This window comes from Allobosea sp. ASV33, from assembly GCF_016428755.1.
In the GTDB taxonomy this organism is placed as follows: Bacteria; Pseudomonadota; Alphaproteobacteria; order Rhizobiales; family Beijerinckiaceae; genus Allobosea.
This window is the reverse complement of record NZ_JAELTI010000011.1, coordinates 65454-83406: the sequence shown is the minus strand read 5'-3', so window position 1 is coordinate 83406 and position 17953 is coordinate 65454. Positions and strand designations below refer to the sequence as shown.

Sequence of the window (17953 nt, the reverse complement as noted above, 5' to 3'; positions counted from 1 at the left end):
GGCCCCGGCCCCGGCTCCGGTCCGTCAGGCTGCGCAGGCGCCGGTCGAGACGCAGCGCTTCGTCGCCGGGCCGTCCGCCGCTCCGCGCGCCATGCCGCCAGCCGCCGTCGATCCGAAGGTGCAGGCCAGGGCCGCTGCCGAAGCCAAGGCGACTGCTGCCGCCGAGGCCAAGGCGAAAGCCGCCGCCGACGCCCAGGCCATGAAGGAATCCCGCGCCCGGTTCGCGGCCGAGGCCAAGGCCAAGGCGGATGCCCGCAAGACCGCGGCCCTGCCGACGCCGGCCGCCAAGCCTGCCGCCGCACCGGTCGCTGCCGTGAAGCCTGCGCCTGAGGCGAAGCCGGTGAAGACCGCCGCGCCCGCCGCCCAGCCGGCGAAGCCCGTCGTCGTCGCGAATGCCCCGGCCATCGAGCCGAAGCCGACCGCGATCCCGAAGGCCGATCCCGCGCCGGAGCCGAAGACCACCGCCAGCATTCCCAAGCAGGAAGAAGAGGCTGCCTCGTCGGCCGACAAGGCGGATTTCCGCTGGCCGGCCCGCGGCCGCGTCATCTCCGGCTATAGCGGGAAGGGCGGCAATGAAGGCATCAACATCGCAGTCCCCGAGGGCACGCCGATCAAGGCGGCCGAGGGCGGCACGGTGGCGTATGCCGGCAGCGAGCTGAAGGGCTACGGCAATCTCGTCCTGATCCGCCATCCGAACGGCTATGTCTCGGCCTATGCCCATAATGGCGAGCTCAAGGTGAAGCGCGGCGACACGGTCAAGCGCGGCCAGGTCGTGGCGAATTCCGGCCAGAGCGGCAACGTATCCTCGCCGCAGCTCCATTTCGAGCTGCGCAAGGGTTCGGCCCCGGTCGATCCGACGCCCTATCTCAACAACTGATCCCGCACCGCGGACACAGTTTCCCAATTCGATCGGTTCGCGAGACCCTCCCGATCGAAAAGAACGGGGCGGCCCCAGAAAAAGGGCCGCCCCGTTTTCGTTTCAGGCTGCGTGGGCAATTGCCTTGGTTGTCATTCCGGGGCGCGCCACAGGCGCGAACCCGGAACCCACCACTGGGCTGGACACCCCAAAGCCTGTTGTGGAGGGCTCACCCGGTCGTGGGTTCCGGGTTCTTCGCTGCGCGAAGCCCCGGAATGACAAAGTTGGTTCGAAGTCGCGGCGAGCGTACGCTCGTCACCCCTCCAGCTTCTTCCCCAGCCGGCCGGCGAGGTCCTGGATGTACTGCCAGGCGGTGCGGCCGGAGCGTGAGCCGCGGGTCGTCGACCATTCCAGCGCGTCGCGGCGCAGCTCTTCCGGCGCCACGTCGAGCCCGAAATGGCCGGCATAGCCGTTGATCATCTCCAGATACTCGTCCTGGCTGCACTTGTGGAAGCCGAGCCAGAGGCCGAAGCGGTCCGAGAGCGAGACCTTCTCCTCGATCGCCTCGCCCGGATTGATCGAGGTCGAGCGCTCGTTGTCCATCATGTCGCGCGGCAGGAGGTGGCGGCGATTCGAGGTGGCGTAGAACACGACATTGTCCGGCCGCCCCTCGACGCCGCCGTCGAGCACCGCCTTCAGCGACTTGTAGGAGGTGTCGTCGCCGTCGAAGGACAGATCGTCGCAGAAGACGATGGCGCGATGCGGATCGTTGCGCAGCAGGCTCATCAGGGCGGGCAGGCTCTCGATATCCTCGCGGTGGATCTCGATCAGCTTCAGCGGCAGCGCGTCCTTGGCGAGGCACAGGTTGGTGTCGGCATGGACGGCCTTGACCAGCGAGGACTTGCCCATGCCGCGCGCGCCCCAGAGCAGCACGTTATTGGCCGGCAGGCCCTTGGCGAAGCGCTCGGTATTCTCGCCCAGCGTGTCGCGAACGCGGTCGACGCCGCGCAAAAGCGAGAGCGCGACGCGGTTGACCTTGGGCACCGGCACCAGTTCCGAGCCCACCGCCTGCCAGACGAAAGCATCGGCGGCCTTGAGGTCGGCGTCCTTGCGGCGGGGCGGCGCGATGCGCTCCAACGCGTCGGCGATGCGCAGCAGCGTGGCCAGCGTGGGGTCGGGGGCGGTCTCGGTCGTGGTCATGGCGGCGCGCCTTCGTTTCGTTCCATCGAACCGTACCGTACCGTCCGGTACGGTTCATGCCGCTAGCTAAACCACGCCGTGGATCGCGCGCAAGAGGCATTGCGCGAATGGCAGCCAGCCCATAGGTGAGGGATCGCGCATGGGAGACTGGGCGCGTCCGATTGATTTCACGGCGTTGCTGGCTATAGTCCGCGCGATTTTGCGGCCGGGCGATGGTTTTGGCCTGACGTCTTTCCACCTAGAGATTCGCGGTCGGCGGCGTGCCGCCGCCGTACCAGAGGAGCGTATTCGTGATCACCCCCGCTTTCGCCCAGGCCACGGGAGCCGGTGGCGGCGCCGACATGCTGATCCAGCTTGTGCCGTTCCTGCTGATTTTCGTCATCATGTGGTTCCTGATCATCCGGCCGCAGCAGCGCCGGGCCAAGACCCATCAGGAGATGATCAAGAACGTGCGCCGCGGCGACACCGTCGTCACCTCGGGCGGCCTGATCGCGAAGGTCTCGAAGGTCGTCGACGACGGCGAGCTGGAAGCCGAGATCGCCGACGGCGTGCGCGTGCGCATCGTGCGCGGCATGATCCAGGACGTCCGCTCCAAGAGCGAGCCGGTCAAGAACTGAGAATGCCACGGTCAGGCTCCGTTCGCGGAGCCTGAACCACGACAACAAGGCTGTTCACGCATATGCTTCGTCTCCAGGCCCGCAAGGTCATCCTCGTCCTGCTCGTGCTGTTCATCGGCTGTGGGCTCGCCGTGCCGAACCTGTTCTCGCCGGAGACGCGCAAGGCCATCGCCGATAACGCGCCGTCGTGGATTCCGCGGGCCTTCCTGCCGATCCATGCGGTGGTGCTGGGCCTCGACCTGCAGGGCGGCTCGCACGTCCTGCTCGAGATCGACCGGGCCGAGCTCGTGCGCAGCCAGGTCGTCCAGCTTCGCGACGACGTTCGCCGCATCCTCCGCGACGAGCGTGCTGCGCCACAAGGCGGCATCCAGACTTTGCCTCGCGGCGTGCAGGTGCGCGTTCCCGACGCCACCGAGCGGGCGCGCGTGATGCCGAAGCTGCGCGAGCTCGCGCAGCCGATCGGGACACTCGGCGCCTTCGGTCCCTCCGGCAACCAGTCGATCGCCATCACCGAACAGCCCGACGGGCTGATCCAGCTTACGGTGACGGAGGCCGGCTCGAACGAGCGCATTCGCCGCGCCGTCGAGCAGGCCATGGAAGTGCTGCGCCGCCGCGTCGACGCGCTCGGCACGACCGAGCCGAACATCCAGCGCCAGGGCCTCGACCGCATCCTGGTGCAGGTGCCGGGCCTGCAGGATCCGCAGCGCCTGAAGCAGATCCTCGGCGATACCGCGAAGCTCGAGTTCCGCCTCGTCGGCGATGCCAACAGCGCCGATGTCGACATGCTGCCGTCGCAGGATGCCGGCGGCCAGCCGGTGCCCGTGCTGCGCCAACCCGTCGTCGACGGTGCCGACTTGATCGATGCTCAGCCGGCCTTCGATTCGCGCTCGGGCCAGCCGATCGTGAACTTCCGTTTCAACATCCGCGGCGCCCAGCGCTTTGGCCAGATCACCACCGAGAATCTCGGCCGTCCGCTGGCGATCGTGCTCGACAACAAGGTGATCTCGTCGCCGGTTATCCAGTCGCCGATCACGGGCGGCTCGGGCCAGATCTCCGGCAATTTCACGATCGAGCAGGTCAACAACCTGTCGATCCTGCTGCGCGCCGGCGCGCTGCCCGCCAAAATGACCATCGTGGAAGAGCGCACCGTCGGGCCTGGCCTCGGCGCCGACTCGATCCATGCCGGCAAGATGGCCACCCTGATCGCGACCGTGCTGGTGGTGATCTACATGCTCGCCACCTATGGCGTGTTCGGGATGATCGCGAGCGTCGCGCTGCTGGTCCATGTCGGCCTGATCTTCGGCCTGATGTCCTTCCTCGGCGCGACGATGACGCTGCCCGGCATCGCCGGCATCGTGCTGACCATCGGCACGGCCGTCGACTCCAACGTGCTGATCTACGAGCGCATGCGCGAGGAGGAGCACCAGGGCCGCAGCCTTGTCTCCGCGCTGGAAGCTGGCTTCCAGCGCGCGTTTGCGACGATCATCGACTCCAACGTCACCATGCTGATCGCAGCCGTGGCGCTGTTCTCGCTCGGCTCCGGCCCCGTGCGCGGCTTCGCGGTGGTCTTCATCCTGGGCATCCTCACCACCGTCATCACGGCGGTGACGCTGACCCGGATGCTGATCGCGATCTGGTATCGCTGGGCCAAGCCCAAGCGCCTGCCGTTCTGACGCAAGCCTTTCAGGAGATTGGCCATGCGCCTGCTTCGTATCGTTCCCGACAACACCAAGTTCAAATTCGTCTGGTTCCGCCGCTTCAGCTATCCGCTGTCGGCCGCCTATTCGATCCTCGTGCTCACGCTCTTCCTGACGGTCGGCCTGAATTTCGGCATCGACTTCAAGGGCGGCACCCTGATCGAGATGCAGACGAAGGGGCAGGCCGTCGACATCGGCCAGATCCGCCACACCGCCAACGGGCTCGGCTTCGGCGAGGCCGAAGTGCAGGAATTCGGCTCCGGTGGCGAGGTCTCGATGCGCTTCGGCATGCAGCCGGGCGGCGAGACGGCGCAGCAGGCTGTCGTCGTCAAGGCGCGCGAAGCCTTCGCCTCGACCTATGATTTCCGTCGGGTCGAGACGGTCGGCCCGCGCGTTTCGGGCGAGCTGGTGCAAGCCGGTACGCTTGGCGTCGTGCTCGCGATCGTCGGCGTGCTGATCTATCTCTGGTTCCGCTTCGAGATGCCGCTGGCGATCGGCGCGATCCTGGGCACGCTGCACGATATCGTCCTGACCATCGGCTTCTTCCTGATCACGCAGCTCGAATTCAACCTGACCTCGATCGCGGCGATCCTGACCATCGTCGGCTACTCGCTGAACGAGACCGTCGTGGTGTTCGACCGCACGCGCGAACTCCTGCGCCGCTACAAGACCATGCCGGTGGCGGAGCTGCTCGACCTCTCGGTGAACTCGACCCTGTCGCGCACGGCGATGACCGCGACCACGACCTTCCTGTCGCTGCTCGCGCTCGTGCTGTTCGGCGGCACCGCGATTGAGGGCTTCGCGCTGGTGATGCTGTTCGGCGTCGTGGTCTGCACCTATTCGGCGATGTTCATCTCGACGCCGGTACTGCTCTACATGGATGTCCGCTCGGCGGGCGCCCGCGAGGAGGCGCAGGAGGCTGCGCGCAGCAAGGCCGCGGCCGCCAAGGCCAAGGCCTGACAGCGGCCGTGCCGCGTTTCGAGGGCTTCGTTCCCGGCCGCTTTCCGCTCGACGCCATCGGTGCGGGCGGGTTCCGCTTTGCGCAGATGAGCCACAAGGGCTCGATCATCGCGACGCCGGCCGGCATCCGCATCTGGCCTGTGGCGCGCTTTTCCGAGGTGACGATCGAGAGCCTGCAGCCGGTGCTCGACGAGGCCGGCACGATCGATTTCCTGCTGATCGGGACGGGGCCGGATATCGCCTTCATTCCGCCTGCACTGCGTGATCCCTTGAAGCAGGCCGGGATCACGGTCGAGGGCATGGCGACCGGCGCCGCGGCGCGGACCTATAACGTGCTCGTCGGCGAGGATCGCCGCGTGGCGGCGGCCTTGATCGCGGTCGACTAGATGCCGGCCATGCCGGCGATGCGTAGCGGAGACGGGGCGCTTGCCCTAGAGTCTTGTTTTGTCGCATTTTCTCAACGCGAACCGATAACCCCTTCGCTCGAAAATGCTCTAGGATTGGGAACGGCCGCATGACCACGGGCCGAGGCGGGACGATGCCGCAGACCGATACCGACGACCGCAGCGAAATCGCGCCGGCGCGCCTGCCGGAAGCCTACGCCCATTGCGCCGAGCTGGTCCGGGAGCAGGACCAGGATCGCTATATCGCCGGGCTCTACGCGCCCGAGGACCGTCGCGCGGCGCTCTATGCGCTCTATGCCTTCAGCCTCGAGATCGCGCGGGTCAGGGCGCTGGTCAGCGAGCCGCTGCCGGGCGAGGTTCGACTGCAATGGTGGCGCGACGTGCTGGAGGGGCAGGCCGGCGGCGAGACTCAAGCTCATCCGGTGGCCGCAGCGCTGCTCGACACGATCAAGCGCTATCGCCTGCCGATCGCGCCGCTGACGGCATTGATCGATGCGCGCATCTTCGACCTCTATGACGATCCGATGCCCTCGCTGCGCGATCTGGAGGGCTATGCCGGGGAAACCGCGAGCGCGGTCATCCGGCTCGCCTGCATCATCCTGGCGGGCGGGCGCGATCCCGGCGGTGCGACGGCCTGCGGCCATGCCGGCGTCGCCTATGCGCTGACCGGTCTGATGCGCGCCTTTCCCTGGCATGCGGCCGAGGGGCAGGTCTATTTGCCGGCCGATATCCTCACCCGCAACGGCGTGACGCGCGACGACATCGTGCGCGGGCGGGGCGGGCCGGGGGTGCTCTATACGCTGAAGGAGCTGCGCGAGATCGCCCGCGGGCACCTGAAGAAGCTGGTGAGCCTCAACGAGACGATCCCCTCGGGCCTCAAGCCGGCCTTCCTGCCGGTGGCGCTGGTCGAGCCCTATCTCAAGCGGATGGAGGCGGGCGGCTACGATCCCTACCGCACGATCATCACGCTTCCCGCCTGGCGCCGACAGTGGATCCTGTGGCGGGCGTCGCGGCGCAAGTAAGAGGTTGTCATGCCCGGGCTTGACCCGAGCATCTCATGACGCTGAGGCGCCAGAGCCTCCTTCTGGCTGAGATTCTCGGGTCTGCGCTTCGCTTCGCCCGAGAATGACGGCAGAGCTGATTACTCCGCCGCCTTCGCCTCAACGCCACCCGCCCACTCGTCCATCACCTGCTTGGCGCGGGCCGTCAGGGCCTGCTTGCGGGCGAGGCTCTTGGCCGGGCCTTTCAGGCGCTTGCCGTCGGGGCCGGTCGTCGCGACGCCTTCGATCAGCGGGAACAGGCCGAAATTGATGTTCATCGGCTGGAAGGAGCGCGGGCCCTCGTCGATGGTGACGATATGGCCGCCGGTGATGTGGTTGACTAAGGCGCCCAGAGCCGTCGTCGCGGGCGGCAGCGTCAGGTCGTGGCCGAGCCGCTCGGCGGCAGCCATGCGGCCGGCGAGGAGGCCGGTGGCGGCGCTCTCGACATAGCCTTCGCAGCCGGTGATCTGGCCGGCGAAGCGCAGGCGCGTGTCGGCCTTGAGGCGCAGGCGCTCGTCGAGCAGCTTCGGCGAGTTGAGGTAGGTGTTGCGGTGGATGCCGCCGAGCCTCGCGAACTCTGCGTTCTGCAGGCCGGGAATCATCCGGAAGATCGCGGCCTGCTCGCCATATTTCAGCTTGGTCTGGAAGCCCGTCATGTTGAACAGCGTGCCGAGCGCATTGTCCTGGCGGAGCTGGACCACGGCATAGGCCTTCACGGTCGGGTTGTGCTTGTTGGTGAGGCCGACCGGCTTCATCGGACCCCAGCGCAGGGTCTCGCGGCCGCGTTCGGCCATGACCTCGATCGGCAGGCAGCCGTCGAAATAGGGCGTGCCCTCCCATTCCTTGAACTCGGTCTTCTCGGCGGCGAGCAGCGCGTCGATGAAGGCTTCGTACTGGTCGCGGTCGAGCGGGCAGTTGATGTAGTCGGAGCCGGTGCCGCCGGGGCCGGCCTTGTCGTAGCGCGACTGGAACCAGGCCTGGTCCATGTCGATCGAATCGAAATGGACGATCGGTGCGATGGCGTCGAAGAAGGCGAGCGCATCCTCGGATGTCAGCGACTGCAGGCCCTGCGCCAGCGCGGGCGAGGTCAGCGGGCCGGTGGCGATGATGACATTGTCCCAATCGGCCGGGGGAAGGCCGGCGATCTCGCCGCGATCGATGGTGACGAGCGGGTGGGCTTCCAGCGCGGCGGTGACGGCCTGCGAGAAGCCGTCGCGGTCCACCGCGAGCGCGCCGCCGGCCGGGACCTGATGGGCGTCGCCCTTGGCCATGATCAGCGAACCCAGGCGGCGCATCTCCCAATGGAGCTGGCCGACGGCGTTGCTGGAGGAATCGTCGGAGCGGAAGGAGTTCGAGCAGACGAGCTCGGCCAAGTCTTCGGTCTTGTGGGCGTCGGTGCCGCGAACGGGGCGCATCTCGTGGATGACGACGGGGACGCCGGCCTGCGCGATCTGCCAGGCGGCTTCGGAGCCGGCGAGACCGCCGCCGATGATATGTACGGGTTCCATGGCTGCGGATGTGTCCGCAGCGGGCCGCGAGGTCAAGGGACAGGCGGCCTGAAATGCAAAATGCCCGCCGTGAGGCGGGCATTCGCTCTTCGACCGAAGCTCGAGGGGAGGGGAAACACGAGCCTCAGGAGAAACTACACGGAACGCGCCGCACCCTGTGCGCGGCGGTTCTCATTCCGAAGCCTTCAGGCCGCAGCGTGCGAGCGGGCGATGAAGGAGATCTCCGAGCGCGACAGGCCGAGATCGTCGAGCTCGCGGTCGGTCAGACGGGAGAGCTCGCGAACGGTCTCGCGATAGCGGAGGTAGGCGCGGATTTTGGCGGCGATCATGGTGACGAACATGGTGGTTTTCCTTGGCGATATTCCGGACCGGGGCGGCGCCCACAGCGATAATCTCGTTGTGCAGTGCATATAATCCGGACAGCCTGCTTCAAACAGAGGCGCGCGGTCAGCTCCGATATGCTTCCAATGCATGACGAGTTAAGGTTCCGGTCATTTTCATGGGATCGTTCTGCGCTGAACGTAACGCTTGCGGCGAAATTGAGGAAATCGGCAGCCTGCGATTTGTGCAAGAGAGCGTTTCAAGCGAGCTGGCGTTCTGTGGTGCCTTCATAATAGGCATATTGCAGGTGCTAAGTGCGGGCAGGCGGAGCCGCTCCAGTTTGCGTTGCAGCATGGATGTCGCCAGGGCCGATTCCCGGCGCCGCTTAGCGGGCTTGTGCGGCTCGCCGGTCAATCCGGATTCGGCAGGGTTTGCCGGGCAGAACTTGCCGCATTCTCCGCGAGGCATGATGGGGAAACCTGCCCCCGTTTTGCCAAGGGTCTGATTTTGCAGCGCTTTCGTGGGATGCCCGTGGCGGCCCGGAGCTTGCGTTCCGGTTTGCTCAAAGGAGCAAGCCATGTCGAATCCGATCACGAACCGGCCGATCAGCCTGCCATTCACGACGCCGGTCAGGCCGGCTGCGCAGAACGACAGCAGTACCGACACCGGCAGCAGCACCGCCGCTGCGGCCTCGACGACATCGTCCTCGACCGAGGACGAGTTCCTGAAGATCGCGCGGATGTCGCCCGAGGAGCGGGTTCAGGCCGCGATCCTCGCCAAGCTCGGGATGACCGAAGAGCAGTTCAACAAGCTCGACTCGAAGGCGAAGGCCGATGTGATGAGCAAGATCCGCGACGAGATGCTGAAGCAGATGCAGGCCAAGGGCGAGAGCCAAAACAAGACCGGCGCGCTGGCCGATATCCGGGTGTGATGCGCGCTCCGAGGCCGACCCGCCGCTAGCCTCGCTCCCGCTGCTTTGACCTAGGCGGGTTCGGGCGGAAACGCGTGTCATCCCGGCAGGAGCGAAGCGTAGAGCCGGGATCCATTTCTGAACCTCGATCGGAAGCGCGCCGGCATGGATCCCGGGTCAAGCCCGGGATGACGGCGTGGCTCCAAGCGCAAATGGCGAGCTTTAGCCCGCCTTGCCTGCGTCGAAGCGTAGCAGCCGCAGCGCATTGGCGGTGACGATCACGGTCGCGCCGGTATCGGCGAGGATCGCGACCCAGAGGCCGGTATAGCCGAGCACGCTGGTCACCAGGAACGCGGCCTTCAATCCGAGAGCGATCGTGATGTTCGTGCGGATATTGCCCATGGCCGCCCGCGCCAGCCGGATCAGCGCCGCGACATCGCGCACACGGCTCTTCAGCACCGCGCCGTCGGCGGTCTCCAGCGCGACGTCTGTGCCCGACCCCATGGCGATGCCGATGCTTGCGGCGGCGAGGGCAGGCGCGTCGTTGATGCCGTCGCCGACCATCATCACGGCGGTCTCGCGGGAGAAGGCCTTGATCGCCGCGACCTTGTCGTCGGGCATCAATTCGGCCTTGTGCTCCATGCCGAGGCCGGCGGCGATGGCCGCGCCGGTGCGGGCATTGTCGCCGGTCAGCATGGTCGAGCGGATGCCCATCGCCTTGAGCTCGGCGATGGCCGCGGCCGCATCCTCGCGCGGCTCGTCGCGGAGCGCGATGAAGCCGGTAAGCGCGCCATCGACGATGACGGCGGCGACGGTCTTGCCGGCGGCCTCCAACTCCTCCGCCGTGACGCGCGCTCGCTTGTCGAAGGGGGCGCGGCTTTCGGCGTGGCGCGGTGCGCCGACGAAGACGGCGCGGCCGTCGACCTTGCCGGTGACGCCCTGGCCGGCCAGCGCGGCGGCCTCGGTCGCAGGCTTGTAGGCGATACCGTCCGTGCGGGTGCGTTCCAGCACGGCTTCGGCCAGCGGATGCGCCGAGCCATGCTCAACCGCCGCGGCGAAGGCCAGAACCTCCGCCTCGCTGCCGGCGAGCGCCACGATATCGGTGACGCGCGGCTTGCCCTGCGTGAGCGTTCCCGTCTTGTCGAAGGCGACGAGGCCGGTCTTGGCGGCGGTCTCGATGACGACGCCACCCTTCATCAGCAAGCCTTGGCGGGCGCCGGCCGACAGCGCGGCGGCGATCGCGGCGGGCACCGAGATGACGAGCGCGCAAGGGCAGCCGATCAGCAGCAGCGCGAGCGCCCGATAGATCCAGACCGACCATTCGGCGCCGAGCAGGAGCGGGGGCACCAGCGCGACCAGCACGGCGAGGCCGACGATCGCCGGCATGTACCAGCGCGAGAAGCGGTCGATGAAGCGCTCGGTCGGGGCGCGGGCCTCCTGGGCTTCCTCGACCAGGCGGATGATGCGGGCGATGGTGTTGTCTTCGGCCGCCTTGTCGACGCGCACGCGCAGCGCCGCCTCGCGGTTGACCGAGCCGGCATAGACGGGCTCGCCGACGCCCTTGGTCTTCGGCACGGATTCGCCGGTGACCGGGCTTTCGTCGATGCCGGACGTGCCGTCGATGATCTCGCCATCGGCCGGGATGCGATCGCCGGGGCGGACCAGCACGGTCTGCCCGATCGTCAGGCTCGCCGCATCGACCTGACGGGTCGCACCGTTCTCCTCGATGATGGCGGTCTTGGGGACGAGGTCTCCCAGCGCACGGATCGAGGCGCGGGCGCGGTCGGCGGCGACGCCTTCCAGCACTTCGCCGACCGCGAAGAGGAAGACGACCAGCGCCGCCTCCTCGGCCGCGCCGATGAAGAGCGCGCCGATGGCGGCGATCGTCATCAGCATCTCGATGGTGAACGGAATGCCGGCGCGGGCCGCCGCGAAGGCGCGCTTCGCGACAGGGGCGACGCCGACGATACAGGCCAGGATGAAGGCCCAGTGGCCGATACCCGGCCAGATCAGGCCGGCGGCATAGGCCGCACCGAGGAACAGGCCCGTCGCGATGACGAGGCGACCCTTGGCCGTCTGGTACCAGCTCGCGCCATCGGGCGTGGCCTCATGGACATGGCCGGGCAGGCCGTGGCCGTGGTCCTTCGCGGCGGTGGCCGGCTGGGCGCTCTTCGGGGCGTGGTCATGGCCGGCGTGGGAATGGCCCGAATGATCGTGGCCGTGCTTGTGATCGTGACCATGCGCAGCGCCCGAGCAGCAGGCGTCGCCGTGCTCATGCTTGTCGTGCTCATGCGCGTGACCGCTATGGTCCTGGGCGTGGCCGCTGTGATCATGGCCGCAGCCGCAAGCGTCCTGCTTGGCGGCGGGCGATGCGGAAGCAGGAGCCGCCAATGCGGCCGTGGTGTAGCCGAGGCCGTTCACGCGCTTCTCGATCGCTTCCGGCGTGGTCGCGCCGGCATCGAGGGCGAGCGTCAGCGTTTCCGACATCACTGAGAGCTTGACGTCGCTGACGCCGGGCAGGCGTTCCACCGCGCCGCGAATCTTCGCGGCGCAGCTCGCGCAATCCATGCCGCCGACCTTCCAGGACAGGGTCTGGGCTGCGGTTTCAGGGCGGGCGGCCATGACGTGTCTCCGTCTCTCTTTCGCTACGGGACATCTCTCTACAAGCTGTAGCCACTTCAGGTTCAAGAGGGAAAATGCAGATCATGCGTTTGCCGGTTCTCTCGGGAACCACGCGGTCATCCCGGGCTTGCCTCGGGAGCCATTCCAAGGCTCGGCGCCCTACGGTGGATCCCGGATCTCCGCTTCGCTCCGTCCGGGATGACGTGAGCCTTCACCTAAATGGGGAAAGCATTGGCTTCAGCGCCCGACCTCGTGCCGTGCGCTGCGCTGTCATGCTCTCCACTCCTGCATGCAGCATGCGCCCTGCCATTGACCGCGCCGCTCGCCGTACCGGATAGTTCGCTCCGAGAGGGAGCGAACACAAATGCCGCAGCCGAGACCGTCCACCGCGCTTGCCGGGCTCAAGGTGCTGGACCTGACGCGGGTGCGGGCCGGGCCGACCTGCGTGCGCGTCTTTGCCGATTTCGGGGCCGACGTGATCAAGGTCGAGAGCCCGCCGGGGCTCGATCCCAACGAGAACATGAGCGGGCCGCGCCTCGGCTACGACATGCAGAACCTGCATCGCAACAAGCGCTCGCTGGCGCTGAACCTGAAGACGCCCGAGGGCAAGGCGATCCTGATGAAGCTCGTCGACGAGGCCGATCTCGTCGTCGAGAACTTCCGGCCCGACGTGAAGGAGCGGCTCGGGCTCGATTTCGAGACGCTGCATGCGCGCAATCCGCGCCTGATCCTGGTCTCGATCTCCGGGTTCGGCCAGTCCGGCCCGTACCGGACGCGCGCCGGCTTCGACCAGATCGCGCAGGGCATGGGCGGCATGATGTCGGTGACCGGCTTGCCCGGCCAGGGGCCGGTGCGGGCGGGCATCGCGCTCGCCGATTCCTCGGCCGGGCTCTATGGGGCGGTCGGCGCGCTGGTCGCGCTGCAGGAGCGGGCGGTCTCCGGGCGAGGGCAGTGGGTGCAGACCTCGCTGCTCGAAGCCCAGATCGCGATGATGGATTTCCAGGCGGCGCGCTATCTCGTCGAGGGCTCGGTGCCGCCGCAGGCCGGCAACGATCATCCCTATCATACGCCGATGGGCGTCTATCGAACGCGCGACGGGGCGATCAATCTCGGCGTTGGCGGCGAGGAGCAGTGGCGCTCGTTCTGCCGGGCGATCGGGCGGGCGGAATGGGGCACGGATGCGCGCTATGACAACAAGGAAAAGCGCTTCGCCCGCCGGCCGGAACTGCGCGATATGATCGAGGAGGTTTTCGCCGCCGCCGGCAGCGCTCATTGGCTGGAGGCGATGGAGCGCAACAGCGTTCCAGCCGGGCCGATCTATGCGGTGGACGAGATGTTCGAGGACCCCCAGGTGCGCCATCTCGGCATCGCCAAGCCGGTCAACCATCCCGAACTCGGCGATATCCGCCTGATCGGCCAGCCGGTGACGCTGTCGCGCACGCCGGCCGATGTGGCGACGCCGACGCCGGCGCCTGGGGCGCATAACGACGAGATCCTGGCCGATCTCGGCTATGACGAAGCCGGGCTCGCGCGCTTGCGGGCCGATGGCGTGATCTGACGGAGAGCCTGCGTGAACGACGAAATCCTGTATGCGGTCGAGGGCGGGGTCGGCACGATCACGCTCAACCGGCCCCAGGCGCGCAACGCGCTGACCTTCGCCATGTACGAGCGCATCGCCGAGATTTGCCGCGACCCTGCCGGCCATGGCGACCCGCGCGTCATCGTCATGACCGGGGCGGGCGACAAGGCCTTCGCGGCGGGCACCGACATCGCTCAGTTCCGCGCCTTCTCCAGCGCCGAGGATGCGCTGGCCTATGAGGAGCGGATCGAGACCGTGATCGGCACGATCGAGCGCTGCCCGGTGCCGACGCTGGCTGCGATCTCCGGCGCCTTCACCGGCGGCGGGGCGGCGATCGGGCTCGCCTGCGACCTGCGGATCGCCACGCAGAGCGCGCGCTTCGGCTTCCCGATCGCGCGCACCCTCGGCAACTGCCTGTCGATGGAGAATTACGGGCGGCTCTACGCCATCCTCGGTCCGGCACGGGTGAAGGACATCGTCTTCACGGCCCGCCTCGTCGAGGCGGAGGAGGGGGCGCGGATCGGGCTCTATAACGAGCTGGTGCCGGATCATGGGGCGCTGATGCAGCGCGCCCACGAGCTGGCGGAGATCATCGCCGGCCATGCGCCATTGACCATGCGCGCGACCAAGGAGGCGATGCGCCGGCTGACCACTGCTGCCGCCTCAGGGATCGATGGGCACGATCTCGTGACGCTCTGCTACACCAGCGCCGATTTCCGCGAGGGGATGGAGGCGTTCCTGGGCAAGCGGACGCCGAACTGGCAGGGGCGGTAGCGCTTTCCAGGTTTCACTGGAACCACGTCGTCATCCCGGGCTTGACCCGGGATCCATGCCGGAGCGCCACCGGTGAAGGTTCAGGCATGGATCCCGGATCGGCGCCGCTTTGCGGCTTGTCCGGGATGACCCACTTTTGTGTTTTGCGCGTCATGCTCGCCCTTGTGGCGAGCATCTACGTCTTGAACACGATCTTCGACCAGCGAAGACGTGGATGGTCGGGACAAGCCCGACCATGACGGAGGAAACGCGGCCGAGGACCTACCCTCAGGCCGGCTTTCCGAGCTGACCAAGTTCATGCAGCAGGGCCGCGCCCGTGCGCAGGCCGCTATAGAAGCAGTCCAGCGTCATGTTCTCGTTGGGGGCGTGGTTGGCTTCGTCGTGATTGGCATAGGGCGTCACGAAGGCGGGGATGCCGAGGATTTTGGTGAAGACGTAGTTCGGCAGGCTGCCGAAGCCGGCGGGGATCAGCAGGGGCTCCTCGCCTTGAGCCGCCACGAAGGCGCGGCGCAGCGGCGCGGTATAGGGCGAGGCGATCGAGGTCTTCGAGGGCTGCATGCCCTTCTCTTCGCAGATGAATTCGACTTCCGGCGCGTGCTTTTCGACGTGGGCCCGGACCTTGCGCAGGATGTCCTCCGGGTCCTGCGCCTCGACGAGGCGGATATCGCATTTCACCAGCGCCTCGTTCGGCAGCACGGTCTTGGTGCCCGGCCCGCCATAGCCGCCATGGAAGCCGTTGATAGTCAGCGTCGGCCGGAAGCAGAGGCGCTCGTAGAACGGGCGATCGGCCGGTGCGTCGAGGCGAGTGAGGCCAAGCCCTTGTTTGAAGGCCTCGATGTCGAGCGGGAGGCGCTCGACCGCTTCCAGCTCCTCCGCCGTCGGTGGCTCGACCGCATCGTGCAAACCGTCGATGGTGATCTCGCCCTCAGGGTTCTTCATCGTCGCGAGCAGGTGGACCAGCGTCCAGATCGGGTTCGGCACGACGCCGCCGAAATTGCCGGAATGGACGTCGCGGCTGGCATGGCGGCAGCGCAGGTCGAAGGAGATGACGCCGCGGGAGCCGAACTTGATCGAGGGCGCGCCGCTGGCATGGCGCGGGCCGTCGGCGGTGACGGCGAGATCGGCCTTGAGCAGATGCGGATTGGCGCGCACGAAGCCGGCGATGTTCGGGCTGCCGATCTCCTCCTCGCCCTCGAGCACGAGGATGACGTTGCAGGGCAATTCGCCATGGACCTTGAGATGGGACTCGATCGCGAGGATCTGGGCGAAATGCTGGCCCTTGTTGTCGCCGACGCCGCGCGCGTAGAGACGGCCGTCGCGGATCGTCGGCTCGAAGGGCGGCGAGACCCATTTGTCGAGCGGGTCCGGCGGCTGCACGTCGTAATGGCCGTAGAGCAGCACGGTCGGCTTGCCCGGCGCCTTCTCCCAGCGCGCGACGACGACAGGATGGCCTTCGGTCGGGATCAGGCTGGTTTCCAGGCCGATCTCGGTCAGCATGTCGACGAGCAACAGGCCGACCTCGGCGATGCCGATATTCTCGGCGCTGATGCTGGGGTGCCGCAGATAGGCGATGAGACGGTCGAGGAAGGCGCTGCGGTTCAACTCGATATGATCGAAGACCGCGGCGAGTGCGTCTGAGGAAGCCATAGCAATGCCTGACAGGAGAGGAATCCGTGCCGCCCGCCAAGCGGGAGCGCAAGCGGCAGCCGACCGGCCACCGGAGGCAGCCTAGACGCGGGGTGAGTGGGGCTCAAGCGCTGGCGAGGCTGTGGTGGTGATTGGCAGCCTTGCGATTTTCGCCGGGCGGTTTGCGCGCTTCCTTGCTCCTGGCGGAAACATTTCGTCATTCCGGACAAGCCGCGCAGCGGCGCCGATCCGGAATCCATTGTGGGAATCAGCGCTCTACGATGGATCCCGGGTCAAGCCCGGGATGACGGGGTTGTTTCACGGCGAACCGGAATGATCCCCAAACGACGAACTGTGATGACGGCCCGAGTCTGCTTGATATGTTCGTGTTTTGTTCTAAAATGGGCTATGCAGCTCGTTCTCGACCTGGATGGTGGGCGAGAGGTTCGGCCGCGAGAAGGCCGCCGTCGGCCCCGCTATTTCTTCGCGCTCCTTCCGGACGCGGAAGCGAAGGCGCGGATCCACCAACTGGCCGGTGAGTTGAGCACCCGGCTTTGCGCCTCCGGCAAGTTGCGCGGGCCGGACAAATATCATGTGACCTTGCGAGGCATTGCCGCACCCGATGGGCCGTTCGGGCAGAGCATTGCGATGGCGCGCTTGGTCGCGGATGTGATCCGGAGGACGTCCTTCGTCGTCATGTTCAATCAGGCCGCGAGCTTCGGAAAACCGCCGAAATACGCATTTTCCCTGACGACGCGAGCGGATTTGCTCGCCGCGAACAGTTTGTCTGCCACGCTCCTCAATGACTTGCGGCACGCCGGGCTCAAGGTCGATGGGTCGAGCTTCCAGCCGCATGTCACGGTTTTCTACGATCGGAGGCTTCGGGAGCCTATCGACCTGCCTGAGCTGAGCTGGCAGGTGCGCGAGTTCGTCCTGATCGAGAGCATAGATCACAGACCCTATCAGATTCTGGGTTCCTGGCCGCTCGCTTGAACGCCATGCAGCCTTGCAAGGCCGGTTTGCGGCAATCGAGGGCGTGCGCCGTTGCTTTGGGCGCGGCCGGCTCTATCGTTCCCGGCCGAAGCCTCATCCGATTCAGACGGAGCCTGTCATGGCCGATTTGTCCGCCTTTCCGATCACCAAGCGCTGGCCGGCAGCGCATCCCGACCGCATCCAGCTCTATTCGCTGCCGACGCCGAACGGCGTGAAGGTCTCGATCGCGCTGGAGGAGCTGGAACTGCCCTACGAGCCGCATCTCATCGATATCGGCAAGAACGAGACCTGGGGGCCGGAATTCCTCTCGCTGAACCCCAACGGCAAGATCCCGGCGATCATCGACCCCAACGGCCCCGGCGGAAAGCCGTTCGGCCTGTGGGAATCCGGCGCGATCCTGCTCTATCTCGCCGAGAAGACGGGCAAGCTCCTGCCGCAGGACCCCGCGGCCCGCTACGAGACCATCCAGTGGGTGTTCTTCCAGATGGCGGCGATCGGCCCGATGTTCGGCCAGCTCGGCTTCTTCCATAAGTTCGCCGGCCGCGAATACGAGGACAAGCGCCCGCGCGACCGCTACGCCAGCGAAAGCAAGCGCCTGCTCGGCGTGCTCGAGGACAGGCTGGCGAGCCGCACCTGGATCATGGGTGACGACTACAGCATCGCCGATATCGCGATCCTCGGCTGGGTGCGCAACCTTGTCGGCTTCTACGGCGCGGGCGAGCTCGTCGATTATGCGAAGCTGACGCATGTGCCGATCTGGCTGGAGCGTTGCCTGTCGCGCCCGGCCGTGCAGCGCGGCCTCGACAGCCCGAAGCGCCCGGCCTGAGTCCCGGCTGCTCTTGAATT

17 protein-coding genes are annotated in these 17953 nt (G+C 67.0%); 11 read left to right on the top strand and 6 right to left on the bottom strand.

All coding sequences use genetic code 11. From position 1 onward, the window contains the following. Nucleotides 1-877, top strand: an 877-nt coding sequence (locus JHD80_RS28625) for a M23 family metallopeptidase (RefSeq protein WP_248311410.1), incomplete at its 5' end; no start/stop codon positions are given. 294 nt (nucleotides 878-1171) lie between these two features. Here the strand turns inward: JHD80_RS28625 and JHD80_RS05770 are convergent. After that, complete coding sequence (locus JHD80_RS05770; protein ID WP_199085422.1) at nucleotides 1172-2056, bottom strand: ATP-binding protein; 885 nt, start codon at nucleotides 2054-2056, stop codon at nucleotides 1172-1174. Between the two features lie 341 nt (nucleotides 2057-2397). Here JHD80_RS05770 and yajC point away from each other — a divergent pair, with 341 nt between their 5' ends. The 5 genes from yajC to JHD80_RS05745 all read left to right on the top strand — a co-directional run bounded on the left by yajC (nucleotide 2398) and on the right by JHD80_RS05745 (nucleotide 6756). Further along, on the top strand, nucleotides 2398-2673 hold the full coding sequence (gene yajC, locus JHD80_RS05765) for a preprotein translocase subunit YajC (RefSeq protein ID WP_199085429.1): 276 nt from the start codon (nucleotides 2398-2400) through the stop codon (nucleotides 2671-2673). Between the two features lie 62 nt (nucleotides 2674-2735). Next, nucleotides 2736-4346 carry a protein translocase subunit SecD gene (gene secD, locus JHD80_RS05760; protein ID WP_199085421.1) on the top strand — a complete coding sequence of 537 codons (1611 nt, stop codon included), beginning with the start codon at nucleotides 2736-2738 and terminating at the stop codon, nucleotides 4344-4346. A gap of 24 nt (nucleotides 4347-4370) precedes the next feature. Continuing rightward, the gene (gene secF, locus JHD80_RS05755; protein ID WP_199085420.1) at nucleotides 4371-5330 is read left to right on the top strand and encodes a protein translocase subunit SecF; all 960 of its coding nucleotides are present in this window, start codon (nucleotides 4371-4373) and stop codon (nucleotides 5328-5330) included. 8 nt (nucleotides 5331-5338) lie between these two features. After that, the gene (locus JHD80_RS05750) at nucleotides 5339-5716 is read left to right on the top strand and encodes an Mth938-like domain-containing protein (protein WP_349237216.1); all 378 of its coding nucleotides are present in this window, start codon (nucleotides 5339-5341) and stop codon (nucleotides 5714-5716) included. A gap of 152 nt (nucleotides 5717-5868) precedes the next feature. Further along, a complete protein-coding gene (locus tag JHD80_RS05745) occupies nucleotides 5869-6756 on the top strand; it encodes a phytoene/squalene synthase family protein (protein ID WP_199085427.1) in 888 nt (295 codons plus the stop codon). 119 nt (nucleotides 6757-6875) lie between these two features. Here the strand turns inward: JHD80_RS05745 and trmFO are convergent, their stop codons facing one another. The 3 genes from trmFO to JHD80_RS05730 form a co-directional block, all read right to left on the bottom strand. Continuing rightward, on the bottom strand, nucleotides 6876-8282 hold the full coding sequence (gene trmFO, locus JHD80_RS05740) for a methylenetetrahydrofolate--tRNA-(uracil(54)-C(5))-methyltransferase (FADH(2)-oxidizing) TrmFO (RefSeq protein WP_199085419.1): 1407 nt from the start codon (nucleotides 8280-8282) through the stop codon (nucleotides 6876-6878). A 185-nt stretch (nucleotides 8283-8467) separates the two neighbouring features. Then, nucleotides 8468-8623: a DUF1127 domain-containing protein gene (locus JHD80_RS05735; protein ID WP_082009515.1), complete on the bottom strand. Its 156-nt coding sequence runs from the start codon at nucleotides 8621-8623 to the stop codon at nucleotides 8468-8470. A gap of 106 nt (nucleotides 8624-8729) precedes the next feature. Next, a complete protein-coding gene (locus JHD80_RS05730) occupies nucleotides 8730-9182 on the bottom strand; it encodes a hypothetical protein (RefSeq protein ID WP_199085418.1) in 453 nt (150 codons plus the stop codon). On the opposite strand from JHD80_RS05730, the gene JHD80_RS05725 reads away from it, so the two are divergent. Then, nucleotides 9181-9534, top strand: coding sequence for a hypothetical protein (locus JHD80_RS05725; protein WP_199085417.1), 354 nt, complete (start codon nucleotides 9181-9183; stop codon nucleotides 9532-9534). The genes JHD80_RS05730 and JHD80_RS05725 overlap by 2 nt on opposite strands. A gap of 201 nt (nucleotides 9535-9735) precedes the next feature. Here JHD80_RS05725 and JHD80_RS05720 read toward each other — a convergent pair whose 3' ends face one another. Next, nucleotides 9736-12135: a heavy metal translocating P-type ATPase gene (locus tag JHD80_RS05720; RefSeq protein ID WP_199085416.1), complete on the bottom strand. Its 2400-nt coding sequence runs from the start codon at nucleotides 12133-12135 to the stop codon at nucleotides 9736-9738. A gap of 364 nt (nucleotides 12136-12499) precedes the next feature. Here JHD80_RS05720 and JHD80_RS05715 point away from each other — a divergent pair, with 364 nt between their 5' ends. Then, nucleotides 12500-13693 (top strand): CaiB/BaiF CoA transferase family protein, encoded by a 1194-nt coding sequence (locus JHD80_RS05715; protein WP_199085415.1) that lies wholly within the window; start codon nucleotides 12500-12502, stop codon nucleotides 13691-13693. Nucleotides 13694-13705: 12 nt separating this feature from the next. Then, complete coding sequence (locus JHD80_RS05710) at nucleotides 13706-14488, top strand: enoyl-CoA hydratase (RefSeq protein ID WP_199085414.1); 783 nt, start codon at nucleotides 13706-13708, stop codon at nucleotides 14486-14488. Nucleotides 14489-14755: 267 nt separating this feature from the next. Here the strand turns inward: JHD80_RS05710 and JHD80_RS05705 are convergent, their stop codons facing one another. Further along, the gene (locus JHD80_RS05705; RefSeq protein ID WP_199085413.1) at nucleotides 14756-16135 is read right to left on the bottom strand and encodes a M20/M25/M40 family metallo-hydrolase; all 1380 of its coding nucleotides are present in this window, start codon (nucleotides 16133-16135) and stop codon (nucleotides 14756-14758) included. A 387-nt stretch (nucleotides 16136-16522) separates the two neighbouring features. On the opposite strand from JHD80_RS05705, the gene JHD80_RS05700 reads away from it, so the two are divergent. Continuing rightward, nucleotides 16523-17107 (top strand): 2'-5' RNA ligase family protein, encoded by a 585-nt coding sequence (locus JHD80_RS05700; RefSeq protein WP_199085412.1) that lies wholly within the window; start codon nucleotides 16523-16525, stop codon nucleotides 17105-17107. Nucleotides 17108-17225: 118 nt separating this feature from the next. Then, the gene (locus JHD80_RS05695) at nucleotides 17226-17933 is read left to right on the top strand and encodes a glutathione S-transferase N-terminal domain-containing protein (protein ID WP_199085411.1); all 708 of its coding nucleotides are present in this window, start codon (nucleotides 17226-17228) and stop codon (nucleotides 17931-17933) included. The last annotated feature ends 20 nt before the right edge of the window (nucleotides 17934-17953 follow it).